Origin of the sequence: Myxococcus sp. MISCRS1 (assembly GCF_026626605.1) — a bacterium.
In the GTDB taxonomy this organism is placed as follows: Bacteria; Myxococcota; Myxococcia; order Myxococcales; family Myxococcaceae; genus Myxococcus; species Myxococcus fulvus.
In genome coordinates this window covers 923,869-940,958 of record NZ_JAPNKB010000001.1, presented here as the reverse complement: position 1 = coordinate 940,958, position 17,090 = coordinate 923,869, and the positions used below count along the sequence as shown (strand labels likewise).

Genomic DNA, 17,090 nt, shown 5'->3' with positions numbered 1-17,090 from the left:
GTCATGGCCCTGCCTTCCGACAGCGACTATCAAGCCGCCCTCCAGCATCCGGGACAGGCCTTCTCCGACGCTCGGCTGAAGGCGGGCGTCGTCGAGCAGGGGACGGGGGCGATGGCGGGGCTGCCCCGGCCTCGCGCGGGCAACTTCGCCACCACGTACAAGGTGACCTGCGGCGACCAGGTCTACGCCGTGCGCTGCTTCACGCGCCCGTATCCCCGGGACCAGGAGTCGCGCTACCTCGAGATCCGGCGGCATCTGGAGCAGCGCTGGCTGCCATCGTCCGTGGGAGTCTGGTTCCAGCCTCGTGGCATCCACGTCCGTGGCCGTTGGCTGCCCATCGTCATGATGGAGTGGGTGCAGGGCGAGTCCCTGGAGCGCTACGTCGGCCGACACCTGCATGAGCCGCTGACGTTGTTCAGGCTCGCCGCGCAGTGGCTGGGGCTGCTGTCGGCCCTGCGTGACGCCGGCATCGCGCATGGCGATTTGCAGCACGGCAATGTGCTCGTCACGGAGCGGGGGCTGCGGCTCATCGATTACGACGGCATGTGTGTACCCGCGCTGGTCGGGCGCACGGGCCACGAGACGGGTCACCCGAACTACCAGCACCCCGGCCGCGACGCGGCGTTCTTCGACCTGCGGCTGGACCACTTCTCGGGCTGGGTGGTGTGGCTGTCGCTCGTGGCGCTCGCGCACGAGCCGTCGCTCTGGGAGCGCTTCCAGGGCGGGGATGACTGTCTGCTGTTGCGCCGCAGGGACTTCGTCGAGCCGGAGCGCTCCCCGCTGCTCCAGGCGCTGCGGACCTCGCCCCACGCGCGGGTGCGCGAGTACGTGGCCCCCATGTTGTCGCGACTGCTGGCGATGCCCGCCGACGCGGTGCCCGAGGTGTCGCTGGACGTGTCGCCGCCCAGGGCGGGCGAGGCGTCGCCGACGATGGCCTGGCTGCGCGAGCTGTCGCGGTTCCTTCCCCTCGACAAGCCCGTGGTGCGGGAGTTCTCCCGCGAGGGCTCGCTGGAGCGCGGCATGGTCGGCGGGCTGCTGGTCACCGCGGCGCTGGGCCTGGTGCCCGCCGTGGTGTTCTCGCCGTGGTGGCTGCTGGGCGCGGGGTTCGTCGGGAGCGTGGGGGCGGTGCGAAGTCGAGCGCTGTACCTGCGCGACGCACTGGCGCGCGAGCGCCTCGCGTGGGAACGCCAGCGGACCGAGGCGGCCACGGCGCGAGTCCGGTTGGAGGAGCAGCTGCGTCGGCTGACCCAGTCCCGTCCCGCCGTCCTGCGCGAGTCCCAGGCCGCGCGCTCCCCATTGCTCACGGAGCAGGACGCCCTGCACGCGTGGATGGAGGACGTGCGTCGACGCAACCTCGACGTGGACAGCTCCGAGCTGGAGCGCATCGAGGGACGGCGGGCGCAGGTGGATCGCGAGGAGCTCAACGCTCGCAAGGACCTGGAGGTCGAACGTCGACGCTGGGAGGACGACGCGGAGCTTCAACAATCGCTCTCAGCCCGCGCGCGCGACGAGGCGCTGCTGCGCTTCAAGCAGCGCCTGGCTGCGCTCGAGGCCCGGTTCGACGAGCGCCGCGCCGCGCTGGAGGCGGAGGAGGACACCGCGGCGGCCCAGGCTCGGACCTCTGGCGTCCTCTCCAGGGCCTTCCGTGAGGCCATGTCCCGGGCCGCCGCGCTCATCGAGCTGCTGCGGACGCAGGTGAGTCCGCTCACCGAGGTGGACCGCGCGCTCGCTCAGACGCGACATGACCTCGTCGTCGAGGGCTCGCGTGAGCTCGTCGCCGAATGCGCGCTCGCCGCCTACGGCTCCAGCCAATTCGCCCATTTCCTCGGCTGGCTCTTTCAGGAGACTCCCGACAAACCGTGAAAAGTTGTATTGAGCAGGTCCATGACGACTCGCTCGAGCATCTTCACTGCGGCCGTGGGATGGGCAGTCCTCGTCGTGGGGGGCGGGTGCTCGGAGCTCATCGGCGCTGGCAGCGGCTCCATCTGGGGGGATGGCTCCAGCGCGGGCCCCGAGCGCATCATGTTCCAGGGCCTGGGCGGCTCGCTGGTGATGAACAACATCATCCTCGGAGCCCGGACGGGGACGCGCTTCAACGTCACCTGCTCCAACAACATCGTCGCGGGCGCGCCGACGACGCACGCGGGCAATGGCAACAACACGGCGTGCCTGGACCCGCTCGCGAGGGCGAACCTGGTGTCCACGCAGCTGTCGGCGGCGAGCTTCAGGGACGCGTCGGCGAAGGACTTCCACCTGCTGGCCTCCTCGGCCGCGGTGGACAAGGGCGTGACGCTCACCGGCGTGGTGGACTTCGACTACGACGGCGCCCAGCGCCTGCCTCCCTATGACTACGGCGCGTACGTGGCGGCCGCGGGGATTCCGCTCACCACGCCGCAGCCCCAGGTGGAGCGCTGATGTTTCGGGTGGGAGCGTTGGTGCTGGGGCTGCTCGCGGTGGGGACCGCTCAGGCGACGGATGCGGGCCCCGCGCGTGCTTCGCTCCAGTCCGTCGTGGACTCGCTGGCGGCGGAGGCGGCGAGCCTGTCGCCGGGCTCGGACATCGCGTTGGCGGTGCGGGACTCGAGGACGGGGGAGTACGCCGGGTTCTCGGACACGGTGCCGCACATCTCCGCGAGCTCGGCCAAGGTGTTCTGGGTGGCCGCGGCGCTGAAGAAGGCCGAGGAGAAGAAGGTGGCCCCGCTGGCGGAGAAGGTCTTCCGCACCTCGGACAACGAGGCCTCGGGCGCGGTCATCGACCTGGTGGGTGGGCCGGACGCCATCAACGACTATCTGCGCTCGCTCGAGGTGAAGAACACCGCGCTGACGAAGTGGAACTACGGCAAGCCGCGCTGGGCCACCAACTCCCCGAAGGTGATGGGGAACGACAACTACCTCTGCGCGGCGGACGCGGTGGCCTTCCTCCATCGCCTGGCGGCGGGCGAGCTGCTGAAGCCCCGGCCGACGTCGCGCCTGTTGAAGTGGATGGAGCTGACGCCTCGCGAGGGCTGCGGTGGGTGGCTGGGCACGCGCCTGCCGGCGAAGGCCCGCGCGAGCTTGCGGCACAAGGCGGGGTGGCTGCCTCCGGGGTGCTGCTCGGACGACGCGCGCTACAACGTGCTCAACGAGGTGGGCGTGGTGCGGCTGCCGGACGGCGGGCACTACACGGTGGCCATCCTGGTGGCGCGCGGGCCGGACTGGCCACGTCAGGCGTTCTTCGTCGAGCGCGCGTCATGTGTGCTCTACCGCACGCTGTCGGGGGAGGCATCGCTCGACTGCGGAGAGGCGCTGGCGAAGCGGGGCGGCCCCGCGCCGGTGGTCATCGAGGACGGGGGGACACCTCCCGACTACGACTGCTGACGACGGCGCGCCCCTGGGGCGTCGAGCCACGGTAGATTGCGGCCTGGACCCTCGCGGGAGGACGTCATGGGCTTCGGGTGCTGCCACTACCAGGAGGTGGGGGAGGGATGTGACTCCGCCTTCACCATGGAGTCCTCGCGCGTCACCTTCGGACGGGGCTGCCTGTCGGAGGTGGGGGACAGGGCGAGGGCGCTCGGGATGCGGCGCGTGGCGCTCTTCACCGACGCGGGGGTGGCCAGGCTGCCCATCTTCGGCACCGTGGTGGAGTCGCTGCGCGCGGCGGGGCTGGAGTTTGGCGTCTTCAAGGACGTGAGCATCGAGCCCACGGACCAGTCCTTCCTGGAGGCAATCCGCTTCGCCGCGGACCTGCGTCCGGATGGCTATGTCTCGCTGGGCGGTGGCTCCGTCATCGACACGTGCAAGGCGGCGAACCTCTTCGCCACCTGGCCGTCCGACTTCCTGACGTACGTGAATGCGCCGGTGGGCGAGGGCCGGCCGGTGCCCGGGCCGCTCAAGCCCCACATCGCGTGTCCCACCACGTCCGGCACGGGCAGCGAGGTGACGGGCATCACCATCTTCGATTTGCGCTCGCTGGGCGCGAAGACGGGCATCGCGTCGAACGCGCTGCGGCCCACCGAGGCGCTGGTGGACCCGGACTGCACCGCCACGCTGCCGGGCGAGGTCGTGGCGGCCAGTGGACTGGATGTCCTGTCCCACGCGCTGGAGAGCTATACGGCCCGGGCCTATGTGCGCCGGCCCGCGCCCGCGCGTCCGACGCTGCGGCCGATGAGTCAGGGGGCGAATCCCTGGAGTGATCTGGGCTGTCGTGAGGCGCTGCGGTTGATGGGGCTGTATCTGGAGCGGGGTGTGGCGGACGCGACGGACCACGAGGCTCGAGAGCAGTTGATGTGGGCGGCGACGCTGGCGGGCATCGCGTTCGGCAACGCGGGCGTGCATGCGCCGCACGGCATGGCGTACGCGGTGGCGGGGCGGGTGCGGGACTTCCGTCCCTCGGGTTATCCCCAGGAGGAGCCGCTGGTGCCACACGGCATGGCGGTCATCCTCAACGCGCCGGCGGTGTTCCGCTACACGGCGGCCGAGAGCCCGGAGCGTCATCTGGAGGCGGCCACGTGGCTGGGCGCGGACGCGCGGGGCGCGGGGCCTGGGGACGCGGGCGAGGTGCTGGCGGACAAGCTCATCCGCATCATGCGCGCGGTGGGGATGCCGAACGGGCTTCGAGGGGTGGGGTACACGCAGGAGGACGTATCGGCGCTCGCGTCGGGGGCGCTGCCCCAGCAGCGCCTGCTCCAGAACGCGCCCCGAGAGATGACGCGGCCGGTGCTGGAAGGGCTCTTCCAGCAGGCCCTGGGGTACTGGTCGCCGTGATGAGAGGGATTGTGCCGTGAGTGACGTCGAGACCGCCGAGCGCTACACCTACTTCCTGCCCATCACCACGCGGTGGATGGACAATGACGTCTACGGTCACATCAACAACGTCACGTACTACAGCTACTTCGACACCGTGGCGAACCACTACCTCATCCACGAGGGGGGGCTGGACATCCACGCGAGCCCCATCATCGGGTTGGTGGTGGAGTCGAAGTGCCAGTACCGCGCGCCGCTTGCGTATCCGGACCGCCTCCGGGCGGGGCTGCGGGTGGACAAGCTGGGCACGCGCTCGGTGACGTATGGGATTGGCATCTTCAAGGAGGGCGAGGCGGAGGCCGCGGCCCACGGCCACTTCGTCCATGTGTTCGTGGACCGACAGACGCGCAAGTCCACGGCGATTCCCGAGCGATTGAGAGAAGCGCTTTCGCGGTTGGTAGCGCCCGCCTAGGGAGGTGTCATGGCGTCCCTGTCCCTGTCAGGTCCTGCTCTCGTGCTCATCCTGCCGCTCGCGGCGCTGTGGTTCGCGTTCGTGATGTGGGGCTTGTCGTGGATGAGTGGCTGGCGTGGGCTGGCGCGGGACTTCGCGACGGACACCGAGGACCGGCCCGAGTCGATGCGGTGGTTGCGCTCGGCCCGGTTGGGGTGGACCTCGTATAACAATTGTCTCCGGATGGGAGGCGACGCGCGAGGGCTCTACCTGTGTCCCATCCTGCCGCTGCGGCTCTCCCATTCCCCGCTGCGCATCCCCTGGTCGGAGATTCGTGCGTGGGAGCGCAAGCAGTTCCTGTTCTGGTGGACCGACACGCTCCTCCTCGGCCCGACGCACCTTCGGCTGACGGTTCCCTCGTCCGCGATGGAGTCGCTCACTCCCTACCTGGAGGACGGCCGCGATGGACGCGTTCAGACTCGTCTTCGATGAGCAGCGGGAGCTGGTGGGGGAGGTGCCCCCGGTGTCGTGCGGGCTGTGCGCCGCGCCGGCGAAGGGGCGGCTGCTCGAGGAGGGCGCGCTGGCGGGGAGCTTCGGGTGGGAGTGTGGCTGTGGCGCGCTGGGGATTCATGCGCCGCTGTATGACCTGGATGAGCTGTACGACGAGCTGCTGGCCGCGTGGGGGTTGGGGGTGGACTCTCCGGAGGCGGAGCCGCTGACGCCGGTGGGCGCCTCGGGGTTCCTCTTCGCGACGTATGTCGATGGGCCGAAGCTGCTCCAGCAGCTCTTCAATCGGGCCAGGGCGGAGGGGGCACAGGTGGCGGCCACCGAGGTGCAGGTCGTCATCGAGACCCCCGGCTCCGCGGGGTTGGAGCTGACCTGGGATGTGCTCTGGGCGCGTGCTCCGCGCCGGGGCGAGTGAGGAGGGATTCAGATGCTGGAGTCACGAGACATGCTCCTGCTGGCGACGGGGGCCTTACCGGGCTGGCTGTTTCCTCCGTTGTTCGTGCTGGGCCTCGTGGGCATCTCGTTCTTCGCGTCGGTCAAGGGCGGCTGGTCCGGGCTCGCGAAGCGCTACCGGACGAGCGCGCCCCGGCCGGACCTGTTCATGAAGATGTCGACCGGGCGGATGGGCTGGACGCACTACAACCGCTGCCTGACGGTGGGCGCGAGTGAAGCGGGGCTCTATCTCGCGATGATGCCCAGCTTCACACCGTTCCATCCGCCGCTGCTCATCCCCTGGTCTGAAATCAAGGAGCGGCGGCGTGAGACCTCCCAGTTCCAGCGCGTCGAGACGCTCGTCATCGGGCCCGACCGGACCGTGGTCCGAATCGAGGCCCTGGTGATGGATGGACTCGGCCGATACCTGCCGCGCCTGGAGCCTGGGCTTCGACAGTTTCCGTCTCGAGGCGAGTGAGGTCGCTAGGATGTCCGTCAGGCTGACCCGATACTTCCGGCTCCCCGACGCCGTGCAGCCAGGCACCTGGTCCTTGGGAGCCCCGCTGGATGGACAGGGCCGGGAGCTGGATGACCCGACGGTTTTTATCGGGGGCCGGTCGCTACCAGGGGGTGGAGCGCGCCCACTCCGGCTTTGGGTCAGGCGGAGAGGTTCTCCGGCGCCTGCGCCGCGTGCACGGGCGGCCTGCGCACGGACCAGGGGCGGGCGTGCTCCAGCTGGCCCGCGAGCCGGAACAGGGTGGCCTCCTCCGCGAAGCGGCCGACGAACTGCACGCCGATGGGCAGACCCTGCGCGTTCCAGTGCAGGGGCACGGACATGGCCGGCTGTCCCGTCACGTTGAAGAGCGGCGTGAAGGGAATCAGCGTGAAGACGTGCCGGTACCACTCGCCCGCGCCCATGGGCTTGTTCGAGTCCAGCACGCCGAGCGGGTAGGGCGGCACGGCCACGGTGGGCGTCAGCAGCGCGTCGTGGTCCACGAAGAACGCGCCCACCACGCGGCTCACCTGGTTGAAGACCGCGAACGCCGCCTGCAGGTCCAGCGCGCGCAGACGCCGTCCGTGCTCCACGGCGGCCCACGTCGTGGCCTCCAGTGTGTCCGGCCCCAGCGTGCGCCCCAGCGCCCCGCCGAGCATCTCCGCGAGCGCCGCGTTGCTCGCGCACCACACCGACACCATGGCCTCCACCAGGACCGCGTCGTCGTAGACGGGCGCGGCCTCCACGATGTCGTGCCCCAGCGACGCGCACAGCTTCGCCGCGTCCTCCACCGCCGCCACGTTGTCCGGGTGCACCGGCACGCCCGACGCCGCCTTGCGTGAAATCGCGATGCGCAGCTTCCCCGGCTCCCGACGCACCTCCTCCAGGAACGGCCGCTCCGGCGGCGGCGCGTAGTACGGGTCACCCGGCGCCGCGCCCTGCGTGGCATCCAGCATCGCCGCGCTGTCGCGCACCGAGCGGGTAATGACATGCTCGATGCCCAGGCCGTTGACCGCGTCGCCCCCGTCCGGACCCACCGAGACGCGCCCGCGCGTGGGCTTCAAGCCGAACACACCGCACAGCGAGGCCGGGATGCGCAGCGAGCCGCCGCCATCGTTGCCGTGCGCCACCGGGACGATGCCCGACGCCACCGCCGCCGCCGAGCCGCCGCTCGAGCCACCCGGGCTGCGCGACAGGTCCCACGGGTTGCGCGTGGGGCCGTACGTCACCGGCTCCGTGGTCGCGTTGTTGCCGAACTCCGGCGTGTTCGTCCGCCCCATCAGCACCATGCCCGAGCGGCGATAGCGCTCCATCAACACCGTGTCATGCGGGAGCACCAGGCCACGCGCCAGCCGGCTGCCCAGCTCCGTGGGGATTCCCGCGGCGTGCACCACCAGGTCCTTGATGAGGAAGGGCACCCCACGGAAGGGCCCATCGGCCACCCCCCGCTTCAAGGCCTCGCGCGCGTCGGCTTCCCGGACGTCGATGACCGCGTTCAGCTTCGGATTGACGCGGGCGATGGCCTCCAGCGCCGCGCGCAGCAGCTCGTCGGGGCTGACTTCCTTCTGACGCACCAGCTCCGCCAGCCCCAGCGCGTCGTATCGCGTGTAGTCGTCCAGGTGCATGAGTCCTCGTGGCGCACCGGCCGACGGGACGCGGCCCAGGTGCGGCGCGAGAGGATACCGCTACCCCTCTCGCCGCTGCTCGCGCGCGCCGCGCCGGGTCGCCACCGCACCACCACGCGAAGCCGATGACGCAAGGCGGCGACAACTGTCACCGAATGTTTCAAGCAGCACGGACGCGGCTCGAAATGCGCGTTGAGCGAGGAGTATCCTCACCACCGCGGCCGCGGAGCCATCCGCCCGCATCCCGAGAAGGAATCCCCCGCTTATGTTCATGTCCCCGCGTCATCGACGCCAGGGTGTCCTGGCCCTTCTTCCCTTGAGCCTGTGTCTGGGGCTCGCCTGCGGTCCCGTGCAGGAGGAGGCGCCGTCCGAAGCGCCCGCGACCGAGTCCGAATCCCAGCCGCTGACGGCCCCGGGCTTCGCGGAGCTGCACCACCACATGTTCGCGGAGGAGGCCTTCGGCGGTGGCTGGTTCCACGGCAGCCACACCGGCTCGCTGACGAGCTGTGACGGCGGCCTTCCGGAGAGCGACCACGCCCGCGTGCGCATGGACTTGAGCAACCTGCTCAACCTGTGCCCGAACTCGGGAGGCATCAACCTGGGCGGCAACCCGCTGCTCGCGGCGCTCTTCGGCCTGGGCGGCGCGGTGGGCTCGGAGTTCATCGGCAAGATTGAGGGCACCGAGGGCGACACCGGCATCCACCTGGGCCGCATGTCCGTCAACACCCAGTGGCCGCGCTGGGACACCATCGCCCATCAGCAGTCGTGGGAGGGGTGGCTGCGGCAGGCGCACCAGGGCGGCATGTCGCTGGTGATGGTGTCGCTGGTCAGCAACGAGTTCCTCTGCAAGGTGTTGCCGTACCAGAACATCTCGCGGCCGTGCGACGAGATGGTGGACGTGGAGCTCCAGCTCCAGATGGCGCGTGACTTCGACGCGCGCAACGACTGGGTGGAGATCGCCCTGACGCCCTCGCACGCGCGCAACATCATCGCCTCCGGCAAGCTCGCCATGGTGCTCTCCATCGAGACGAGCAAGCTGTTCGGCACCAAGGACTGGCGCACGGAGCTGGACCGCTTCTATTCGTTGGGTGTGCGCTCGCTCCAGCCGGTGCACCAGCTGGACAACCGCTTCGGCGGCGCGGCGCTGCACAACGCCATCTTCCAGGCCGCGCAGTTCCTGGAGACGTGCCACGTGGACACCGACTGCGGCGTGACGACGGACACGATGACGCTCGGCTTCGACGTGTACCGCGACGCGGCGGGCAACTGCCGCAACACCAAGGGCCTCACCGCGGACGGCAAGGCGCTGGTGCAGGCGATGATGAGCCGCGGGATGCTCATCGACGTGGCGCACCTGTCGGAGAAGGGCCTGCAGGACGCCTTCGCCCTGGCGCAGGCGAACACGTACTACCCGCTGGTCATCTCCCACGGCCACTTCCGCGAGGTGATGAACCCGAAGCTGGCGGACGACGAGAAGACCACGCCCGCGTGGGTGGTGCGCTACCTGCGCCAGACGGGCGGCATCTTCGGCCTGCGCACGGCGCATGACGAGACGCGCACGTACTCGCGCTCGGGCGTGGCCAACAACTGCCACGGCTCCACGCGCTCCTTGGCGCAGGCGGTCGAGTTCGGCCGCCAGGGCCTCAAGGTGCCCATGGCCTTCGGCGCGGACCTGAACGGCTTCATCCAGCAGACCCGTCCGCGCTTCGGCAACAACGGCGCATGCTCGGCCACGTTCCAGGCGGAGGCGGACGCGCACCTGCGGCAGCAGAACGTCGCCGGCCCCACGCGCCTGGGCACGGGCTTCGACGAGTACGGCCTCGCGCACGTGGGCTACCTGCCGGACCTGCTCAAGGATTTGGGCCGCGTGGGCGCGAACACCGCGGGCCTGTCGGGCTCGGCGGAGACGTTCCTGAAGACGTGGGAGCGCGCCGTGAACCCGCGCACGGGCATGGCGGACGCGGCGGCGGACATCGACACCAGCGGCGTGGCCACCTACGTGGACAAGGCCACCCGCGAGACGCAGTACCCGCTCTTGTGCGGCGTGCGCTACGCGCCGGACTCCAAGGCCGTGGGCGAGTCCTGCCGCTTCAAGGAGGAGTGCATCAGCGACGCGTGCACCGCGTCCGGCTGCAACAGCTCCGGCACCTGCATCTGCGACGAGGAGGCCGACTGCGCGTCGACGCAGTACTGTGGTTGGGGTCTCAACAGCGGCAAGTGCCAGCCGAAGAAGGCCCGAGGGGCCACCTGCCTGTACGGGAAGGAGTGCTTGTCGGGTAGCTGCCGCTGGACGCTGACCTGCGGCTGAGCCGGGGGGCCGGGGTGCGCATCGCCGTTGCGCGGCGCACCCCGGGGGCGTAGGGAGTTCCCATCCCCTATGTCCGCCACCGTCCAACTGCTCGAAGCCGTCCGGAAGGAAGCCCGCCCCGGTATCTGGTCCAACGGAGTGAACCTCTCCCGCGCCGGGGCGGTGGTCCTCCAGTCGAAGACGGAGAGCGAGCTGGAGCTGAGGGTGCGCTCGTCGGGGCGCCCGGTTCCCTTCACGGTGACGCTCTATCCGGCCGACGAGGCCTGGGAGTGTGACTGCCCCAGCCGCGTGGACCCGTGCGAGCACGTGGTGGCCGCGGCCCTGTCGCTCCAGCAGGCGGAGAAGACGGACGCGCCCATGGAGACGGCGGCCACCCGCTGGTCGCGCGTGGTGTACCACTTCGCGCGCACGGGCGACGGCCTCCAGCTCAAGCGCACGCTGGCCCACGCGGACGGACGCGAGGAGGCGCTCGACGGCAGCCTCGCCTCGTACATGGCGAAGCCGGCGCAGGCCGCGCAGCTCCAGGTGGAGCAGGCCGACCTGCTGGCCGACCGCATCCTCGAGCAGCGCCGCACGCGCGGCGCCCTGGCCCCCGAGACGCTGGAGGCGCTGCTCAAGGTCCTGGTGCAGGCGCGCAACGTGCTGCTCGATGGCCGCCCCGTGGCCATCCCCGACGAGGTCGTCGTGCCCCGGGCGCTGGTGGAGGAGCGTGGCGGGCAGCTGGTGGTGACGGTGGCGAGGGACTCCCGCGTGACGGAGGTGGTGAGCCCCGGCGTCGCGCTGGTGGGGGACGCGCTGGCGCGGCTGGGCGAGACGGGCATGACGGGCCCGTGGCTCAACAACCTGCCCATCGTCCGCACCTACGGCGCGGAGCAGCTCGGCGAGCTGACCTCCAAGGTGCTGCCGGAGCTGGGGCGTCGCATGCCCGTGGACGTGCGCACGAAGCGGGTGCCGTCCATCGACCGCGAGCTCAAGCCGCGCATCCTGCTGGAGCTGCACCAGCTGGAGTCCGGGCTGTCGGTGCTGCCGACGCTGGTCTACGGCGCGCCGCCGGCGGTGCGCATCGACAACGGCCGCATGGTGTACCTGCGCGGCGCGGTGCCGCTGCGCGACGAGGCCGTGGAGCAGCGCCTGGTGCACGAGCTGCGCGAGGAGCTGAACCTGGTGCCGGGCCGCCGGGTGACGGTGCAGGCGCCGGAGATGGTGCGCTGGGCGGACAAGCTGCGGCGGTGGGGCGGGGACCTCGCCGGTGACGGCGCGTCGGTGGTGAGCCCGGACGTGCGGCTCAAGCCCTCGTTGTCCGTGGAGGGTGCCACCAACGCGCTCGGCGTGCCGGAGGTGCGCTTCACGCTCGACTTCCAGGTGGAGGGGGGCAAGGGCGGCGAGACGCGCTCGGTGGACGCGGCCGCGGTGGTGCGCGCGTGGCAGGAGGGGCTGGGCCTGGTGCCGCTGGTGGGCGGGGGCTGGGCGCCCTTGCCTCGCGCGTGGCTGGAGAAGAACGGCCAGCGCGTGGCGGACCTCCTGGCCGCGCGTCAGTCGGATGGCCGCGTGTCCAACCACGCGCTGCCGCAGCTGTCGCAGCTGTGCGAGACGCTGGAGCAGCCGCCTCCGCCGGGCCTGGACAAGCTGGCGCCGCTCGTCGAGGGCTTCGAGAAGCTGCCGCCGCCGGTGTTGCCGGAGGAGCTCAACGCGTCGCTGCGCCACTACCAGCAGACGGGCGTGAGCTGGCTGGGCTTCCTCAAGAGCGCGGGCCTGGGCGGCATCCTCGCGGACGACATGGGCCTGGGAAAGACGCTCCAGACCATCTGCGTCCTGGGAAAGGGCTCGCTCGTGGTGTGCCCCACCAGCGTGCTGCCCAACTGGGCGGCGGAGCTCAAGCGCTTCCGTCCCTCGCTGAAGGTCTGCGTCTACCACGGCCCCGGCCGCGCGCTGGACGCGGCGGCGGACGTGACGCTCACCACGTATTCCATCCTGCGCCTGGACGCGGCGGTGCTGGGCGCGCAGGACTGGGCCATGGTGGTGCTGGACGAGGCGCAGGCCATCAAGAACCCGGAGAGCCAGGTGGCGCGCGCCGCCTTCGGCATCAAGTCCGGCTTCCGGCTGGCGCTCAGCGGCACGCCGCTGGAGAACCGCCTGGACGAGCTGTGGAGCCTGATGCACTTCACCAACCCGGGCCTGCTCGGCGGACGGCGGCAGTTCGAGGAGAAGCTCGCGCGCCCCATCTCCGAGGGCAACGCGGGCGCCGCGAGCGAGCTGCGCCGCCGCATCCGTCCCTTCGTGCTGCGCCGCCTCAAGCGCGACGTGGCGCCGGAGCTGCCGCCGCGCATCGAGTCGGTGATGCACGTGTCGCTGGATGAGCGCGAGCGCTCCATCTACGACGCGGTGATGGCGGCCACGCGCGCGGAGGTGGTGGCCCTGCTCAACGAGGGCGGCAGCGTGCTCAAGGCGCTGGAGGCGCTCCTGCGCCTGCGTCAGGCCGCGTGCCACCCGGCGCTGGTGCCCGGGCAGAAGGCCACCTCGTCGTCGAAGGTGGACACGCTCGTGGAGGCGCTCGACACGGCGGTGTCGGAGGGCCACAAGGCGCTGGTGTTCTCGCAGTGGACGTCGCTGCTGGACCTCATCGAGCCGGCGCTCAAGCGCGCGGGCATCGGCTTCGACCGGCTGGACGGCAGCACGGCGAACCGGGGCGAGGTGACGGCGCGCTTCCAGGCGGACGATGGCCCGCCGGTGCTGCTCATGTCGCTGAAGGCGGGCGGCACGGGCTTGAACCTGACGGCGGCCGACCACGTGTTCCTGGTGGACCCGTGGTGGAACCCGGCCGCGGAGGCGCAGGCGGCGGACCGCGCGCATCGCATCGGCCAGGAGCGGCCCGTGAACGTCTACCGGCTGGTGTCGCAGGGCACCGTCGAGGAGCGCATCCTCGGGCTGCAGGACAAGAAGCGCGCGCTGATGGAGGCCGCGCTGAGCGAGGCCGGCGGCGCGGCGGCCATCACCCGTGAAGACCTGCTGGAGCTGTTCTCGTGAAGCGGTTGCTCGGACTCACCCTGGGGTTCTTCCTGATGCTGTCCATGGATGCCGAAGCCAAGAAGCAGGACGCGGCCACCACGCTGCGCACCATCCTCGAGCGCGACTGGCAATACCAGCTGGAGCGCAGCCCGACGTACGCGTCCGTCGCCGGAGACCGGCGCTGGAACACGCGCTGGGATGACCTGAGCCTCACCGCGCTCCAGGCGGACAACACGCACTCGCGCCAGGTGCTCGAGCAGCTGAAGAAGGTGGACCGCGCGAAGCTGTCCGAGGAGGACCAGCTCAACCTGGACCTGTTCCGCAAGGAGCACGAGACGTGGCTGGAGGAGTTCCGCTTCGGCTGGCACCTGCTGCCCGTCAACCAGGTGGGCGGCATCCCCGAGGGCATCCGCCAGCCTCCGGGCGTGCAGACGGCCTACCAGCTCGCGGACACGCTGCGCTTCGACACGGTGAAGGACTACGAGGACTGGGTGGCCCGGCTGGAGGGCTTTCGGACCTACGTGGAGCAGGTGACGGCGCTGATGCGCGAGGGGGTGCGCCAGAAGAAGGTGCACCCGCGCGTCATCCTCCAGCGCGTGCCGCCGCAGATCGAGCGGCAACTGGTGGAGGACCCGACGAAGAGCGGCTTCTACACGCCCTTCCTGCGCTTCCCCGCGAAGCTGTCCGCCCAGGACCAGCAGCGTCTGGCGGCGGCGGGGCAGAAGGCGGTGCGCGAGGGCGTGGTGCCCGCGCTGCGTGCCTTCCACCGCTTCCTGGTCGAGGAGTACCTGCCCGGAGCGCCCGAGGCGGTGGGCATCTGGCAGTTCCCCGACGGCGAGGCCGCGTACGGCTTCTTCGCGCGCCGGTTCACCACCACGTCGCTGACGCCCGAGGAGATCCACGCGCTCGGGTTGTCGGAGGTGAAGCGCATCCGGGCGGAGATGGACGCCATCATGAAGCGCACGGGCTTCAAGGGCACGCTGCCGGAGTTCTTCCAGTTCCTGCGCACGGACCCGCGCTTCTACTCGCGCACCGGTGAAGAGCTGTTGATGCGCTACCGGAGCCTGGCCAAGCAGATCGACCCGCTGCTGGTGCGGCTGTTCAAGACGCTGCCCCGGCAGCCGTACGCGGTGGAGCCGACGCCGGAGGCCATGGCGCCGGACGTGACGACGGGCTTCTATTACGCGGGCTCCTCGGACGGCTCGCGCCCTGGCACGTACCTGGTGAACCTGTACCGTCCGGAGACGCGGCCGCACTGGGAGATGGTGCCCCTCACGCTGCACGAGGCCGTGCCCGGGCATCACCTGCAGACGTCCCTGGCCACCGAGCAGACGGCGCTGCCGGACTTCCGCCGCTTCGGCTACTACGTGGCGTACGGCGAGGGCTGGGCGTTGTACTGCGAGACGCTCGGCGACGAGATGGGCCTGTACGAGAACCCGTACGACAAGTTCGGCCAGCTCTCGTACGACATGTGGCGCGCGGTGCGGCTGGTGGTGGACACGGGCATGCACGCGAAGCAGTGGACGCGTCAGCAGGCGCTCGACTACTTCATGGAGAACGCGCCCCGCCAGGCGTTGGACATCACCAACGAGGTGGACCGCTACATCGCCTGGCCGGGACAGGCGCTGGCGTACAAAGTGGGGCAGCTCAAGATTCGCGAGCTGCGCACCCGCGCCGAGGCCTCGCTGGGTGAGCGCTTCGACGTGCGCGAGTTCCACGACGTGGTGCTGCTGAGCGGCTCGCTGCCGCTCGACGTGCTCGAGCGCAAGGTGGACGCGTGGGTGGCCCGCCAGAAGGCCCTCGCGAAGTAGGGGAGCGCGGGCTACTTGCCGCGCCCCACGGTGACGCGCACCAGGTGCTTGATGGCCCGGTGCGCGCGCTGGCCTCCGGCGGACTTGATGAGCCGGTCATTCAGGTCATCCACCAGTCGGTGGCGCAGGGGCGGCTCGGTGGTGAGCAGGGCCTCGTAGCTGGCGCGCAGCTCCTCCTCGCGCCTCGTGGAGCACTCGAGCTCGAACTCCTTCGACGCGAGCAGCTCGCGCACGCCGTGCAGCTCTCCCCTGAGCGCCGTGCCCTCCGCGTCCCGGTGGGCGAGCTGCTGCTCCAGCTCCCTCACCCGCGCCTCACCCGCCTCGCAGCGCGCGAGCAGGGCGTGGTGGCGCGCCTGGAGCTCCTCGAGCGCGGAGCGCGTCGCGTGGGTCTCCTCGGTGCGCAGCTGCTTCTCCTGCCGCAGCTCGGCGCGGACCTCCTCCAGCCACGTCGCCGCGCGCGACACCCAGTTCACGTTGGCCACCGGCTGCGCGAGGCTCGCCTCCAGCCGTGACAGCCACTCGCGCCGGAGCCTCCGCTGCTCCTCGATGTATGCGCCGCCGCGCTCCACCGACGATGGCAGGCCGCCGTCGAGGAAGTCCTTCAGCGACGCCTCCGACTCGGCCAGCCCCGCCTTCTTCTGCCGGTAGTATTCGTTGAAGGCGAACAGGTGGCTGGGCACGCCGGACACCTTGCCCAGCAGCGTCACGTGGTACGAGGACGCGACGAGCGCCTCGCACTCGCGGATGCGCTCCACCGCCTGGGACAGGCGCCCCTGGAAGAGCAGCCCCACCAGGTCCACCACGTCCGCCTGCGGGAAGTGCTCCGTGAAGGCCGTCTTGCGCATGGCCGCGAGGCTGTCCTCCACCACGGGGCGCTCGTCGATATACGCATTGAGCACCACCGGCGCCGCGGCCTCGCCGAAGTGCGCGCGCAGCGCCTGGAGTTGCTCGTTCATCGTCGCGGCGGGAGGCGGCAGCGAGTCCGGGTCCACGCCGGGGTCCGTATACGCGTAGGTGGACAGGTTCATGTGCAGCGCGAAGCGACCGGGCGCCTTCGTCCGGGGCTCCTGACGCGAGGCCTCCTGGGCCGCGCGGTCCAGTTCCTCGAGCGCGTCATCCCCGGACAGGAGCGCCGGGGCGCCATGCTCCACCAACGCCTGGACGGACTCGGGGTCCCGACACCCGAGCAGCAGCGGTTGCCATTGGTGCGCGTGCGCGGCCAGCCGGCTCGCGAACTCCGGACCGACCTGCAGCCCCGACAGCACGTAGTGCCCCGGCAGCCAGGCGTGCAGCAGCGACTCCACGAGCGACAGCATCCCGTCGCCCCAGCGGCCATTGAAGTAGCCGCCGCCATAGACGTGCAGCCGGGCCGCGCCCCTCAGGCGCGTGGGCGACACGGGCTCCAGGCCCAGCTCCCGGGCCTTGGTGGACGCGGTGTCCCCGCTGTCCGAGGAGAAGAAGACGAAGTCCTCCGTCCCGAGCACCACGGGGAGCTGACGCAGGTACTGCGCGTCCTGCACCCGCCCCAGCTCGTGGATGGAGACGACCGCCGACTCCTTGCGCCCCAGGTGCCAGCGCACGGCGCCCTGCAGCATGAGGATGTCCCCGAAGTTCCAGTATCCATTGAATCCTCCGGCCAGGAGGACCTTGGACATCTCGGGGGCATAGAGCTTCTTCAGGGTGGTGGAAGTCGCGAAGAACGAGAAGCGCATTCCCGTTCCTTAATCACGGACGTG

The 17,090-nt window shown here is 70.6% G+C and carries 13 protein-coding genes; 11 read left to right on the top strand and 2 right to left on the bottom strand.

The genetic code is table 11. From position 1 onward, the window contains the following. Positions 1-3 precede the first annotated feature (3 nt). The 8 genes from OWM54_RS03410 (at position 4) to OWM54_RS03375 (ending at position 6,589) form a co-directional block, all read left to right on the top strand. On the top strand, positions 4-1,863 hold the full coding sequence (locus OWM54_RS03410) for a hypothetical protein (protein WP_267696612.1): 1,860 nt from the start codon (positions 4-6) through the stop codon (positions 1,861-1,863). 21 nt (positions 1,864-1,884) lie between these two features. Continuing rightward, positions 1,885-2,415: a hypothetical protein gene (locus tag OWM54_RS03405; protein ID WP_267696611.1), complete on the top strand. Its 531-nt coding sequence runs from the start codon at positions 1,885-1,887 to the stop codon at positions 2,413-2,415. Then, positions 2,415-3,356 carry a serine hydrolase gene (locus OWM54_RS03400; protein WP_223750153.1) on the top strand — a complete coding sequence of 314 codons (942 nt, stop codon included), beginning with the start codon at positions 2,415-2,417 and terminating at the stop codon, positions 3,354-3,356. Before OWM54_RS03405 ends, OWM54_RS03400 begins: the two co-directional genes overlap by 1 nt. A 66-nt stretch (positions 3,357-3,422) precedes the next feature. Then, a complete protein-coding gene (locus tag OWM54_RS03395; protein WP_223750152.1) occupies positions 3,423-4,742 on the top strand; it encodes a hydroxyacid-oxoacid transhydrogenase in 1,320 nt (439 codons plus the stop codon). A 16-nt stretch (positions 4,743-4,758) separates the two neighbouring features. Beyond that, the gene (locus OWM54_RS03390; protein ID WP_223750151.1) at positions 4,759-5,193 is read left to right on the top strand and encodes an acyl-CoA thioesterase; all 435 of its coding nucleotides are present in this window, start codon (positions 4,759-4,761) and stop codon (positions 5,191-5,193) included. Between the two features lie 9 nt (positions 5,194-5,202). Next, positions 5,203-5,664 (top strand): hypothetical protein, encoded by a 462-nt coding sequence (locus OWM54_RS03385; protein WP_223750150.1) that lies wholly within the window; start codon positions 5,203-5,205, stop codon positions 5,662-5,664. Beyond that, positions 5,636-6,094 (top strand): hypothetical protein, encoded by a 459-nt coding sequence (locus OWM54_RS03380; protein ID WP_223784736.1) that lies wholly within the window; start codon positions 5,636-5,638, stop codon positions 6,092-6,094. The genes OWM54_RS03385 and OWM54_RS03380 overlap by 29 nt, the downstream gene beginning before the upstream one ends. Positions 6,095-6,106: 12 nt before the next feature. After that, positions 6,107-6,589, top strand: coding sequence for a hypothetical protein (locus OWM54_RS03375; RefSeq protein WP_267696610.1), 483 nt, complete (start codon positions 6,107-6,109; stop codon positions 6,587-6,589). Between the two features lie 179 nt (positions 6,590-6,768). Here the strand turns inward: OWM54_RS03375 and OWM54_RS03370 are convergent, their stop codons facing one another. After that, positions 6,769-8,229 carry an amidase gene (locus OWM54_RS03370; protein WP_267696609.1) on the bottom strand — a complete coding sequence of 487 codons (1,461 nt, stop codon included), beginning with the start codon at positions 8,227-8,229 and terminating at the stop codon, positions 6,769-6,771. A gap of 271 nt (positions 8,230-8,500) precedes the next feature. Here OWM54_RS03370 and OWM54_RS03365 point away from each other — a divergent pair, with 271 nt between their 5' ends. From OWM54_RS03365 to OWM54_RS03355, 3 genes are all read left to right on the top strand, one after another. After that, positions 8,501-10,537, top strand: coding sequence for a membrane dipeptidase (locus tag OWM54_RS03365; RefSeq protein WP_223750209.1), 2,037 nt, complete (start codon positions 8,501-8,503; stop codon positions 10,535-10,537). 69 nt (positions 10,538-10,606) lie between these two features. Then, on the top strand, positions 10,607-13,561 hold the full coding sequence (locus tag OWM54_RS03360) for a DEAD/DEAH box helicase (RefSeq protein ID WP_267696608.1): 2,955 nt from the start codon (positions 10,607-10,609) through the stop codon (positions 13,559-13,561). A 35-nt stretch (positions 13,562-13,596) separates the two neighbouring features. Further along, positions 13,597-15,354 carry a DUF885 domain-containing protein gene (locus OWM54_RS03355; protein WP_267701083.1) on the top strand — a complete coding sequence of 586 codons (1,758 nt, stop codon included), beginning with the start codon at positions 13,597-13,599 and terminating at the stop codon, positions 15,352-15,354. A gap of 11 nt (positions 15,355-15,365) precedes the next feature. Here the strand turns inward: OWM54_RS03355 and OWM54_RS03350 are convergent, their stop codons facing one another. Beyond that, entirely contained in the window at positions 15,366-17,066 is a 1,701-nt protein-coding gene (locus OWM54_RS03350) for a hypothetical protein (RefSeq protein ID WP_267696607.1), read from the bottom strand. Between the last annotated feature and the right edge of the window lie 24 nt (positions 17,067-17,090).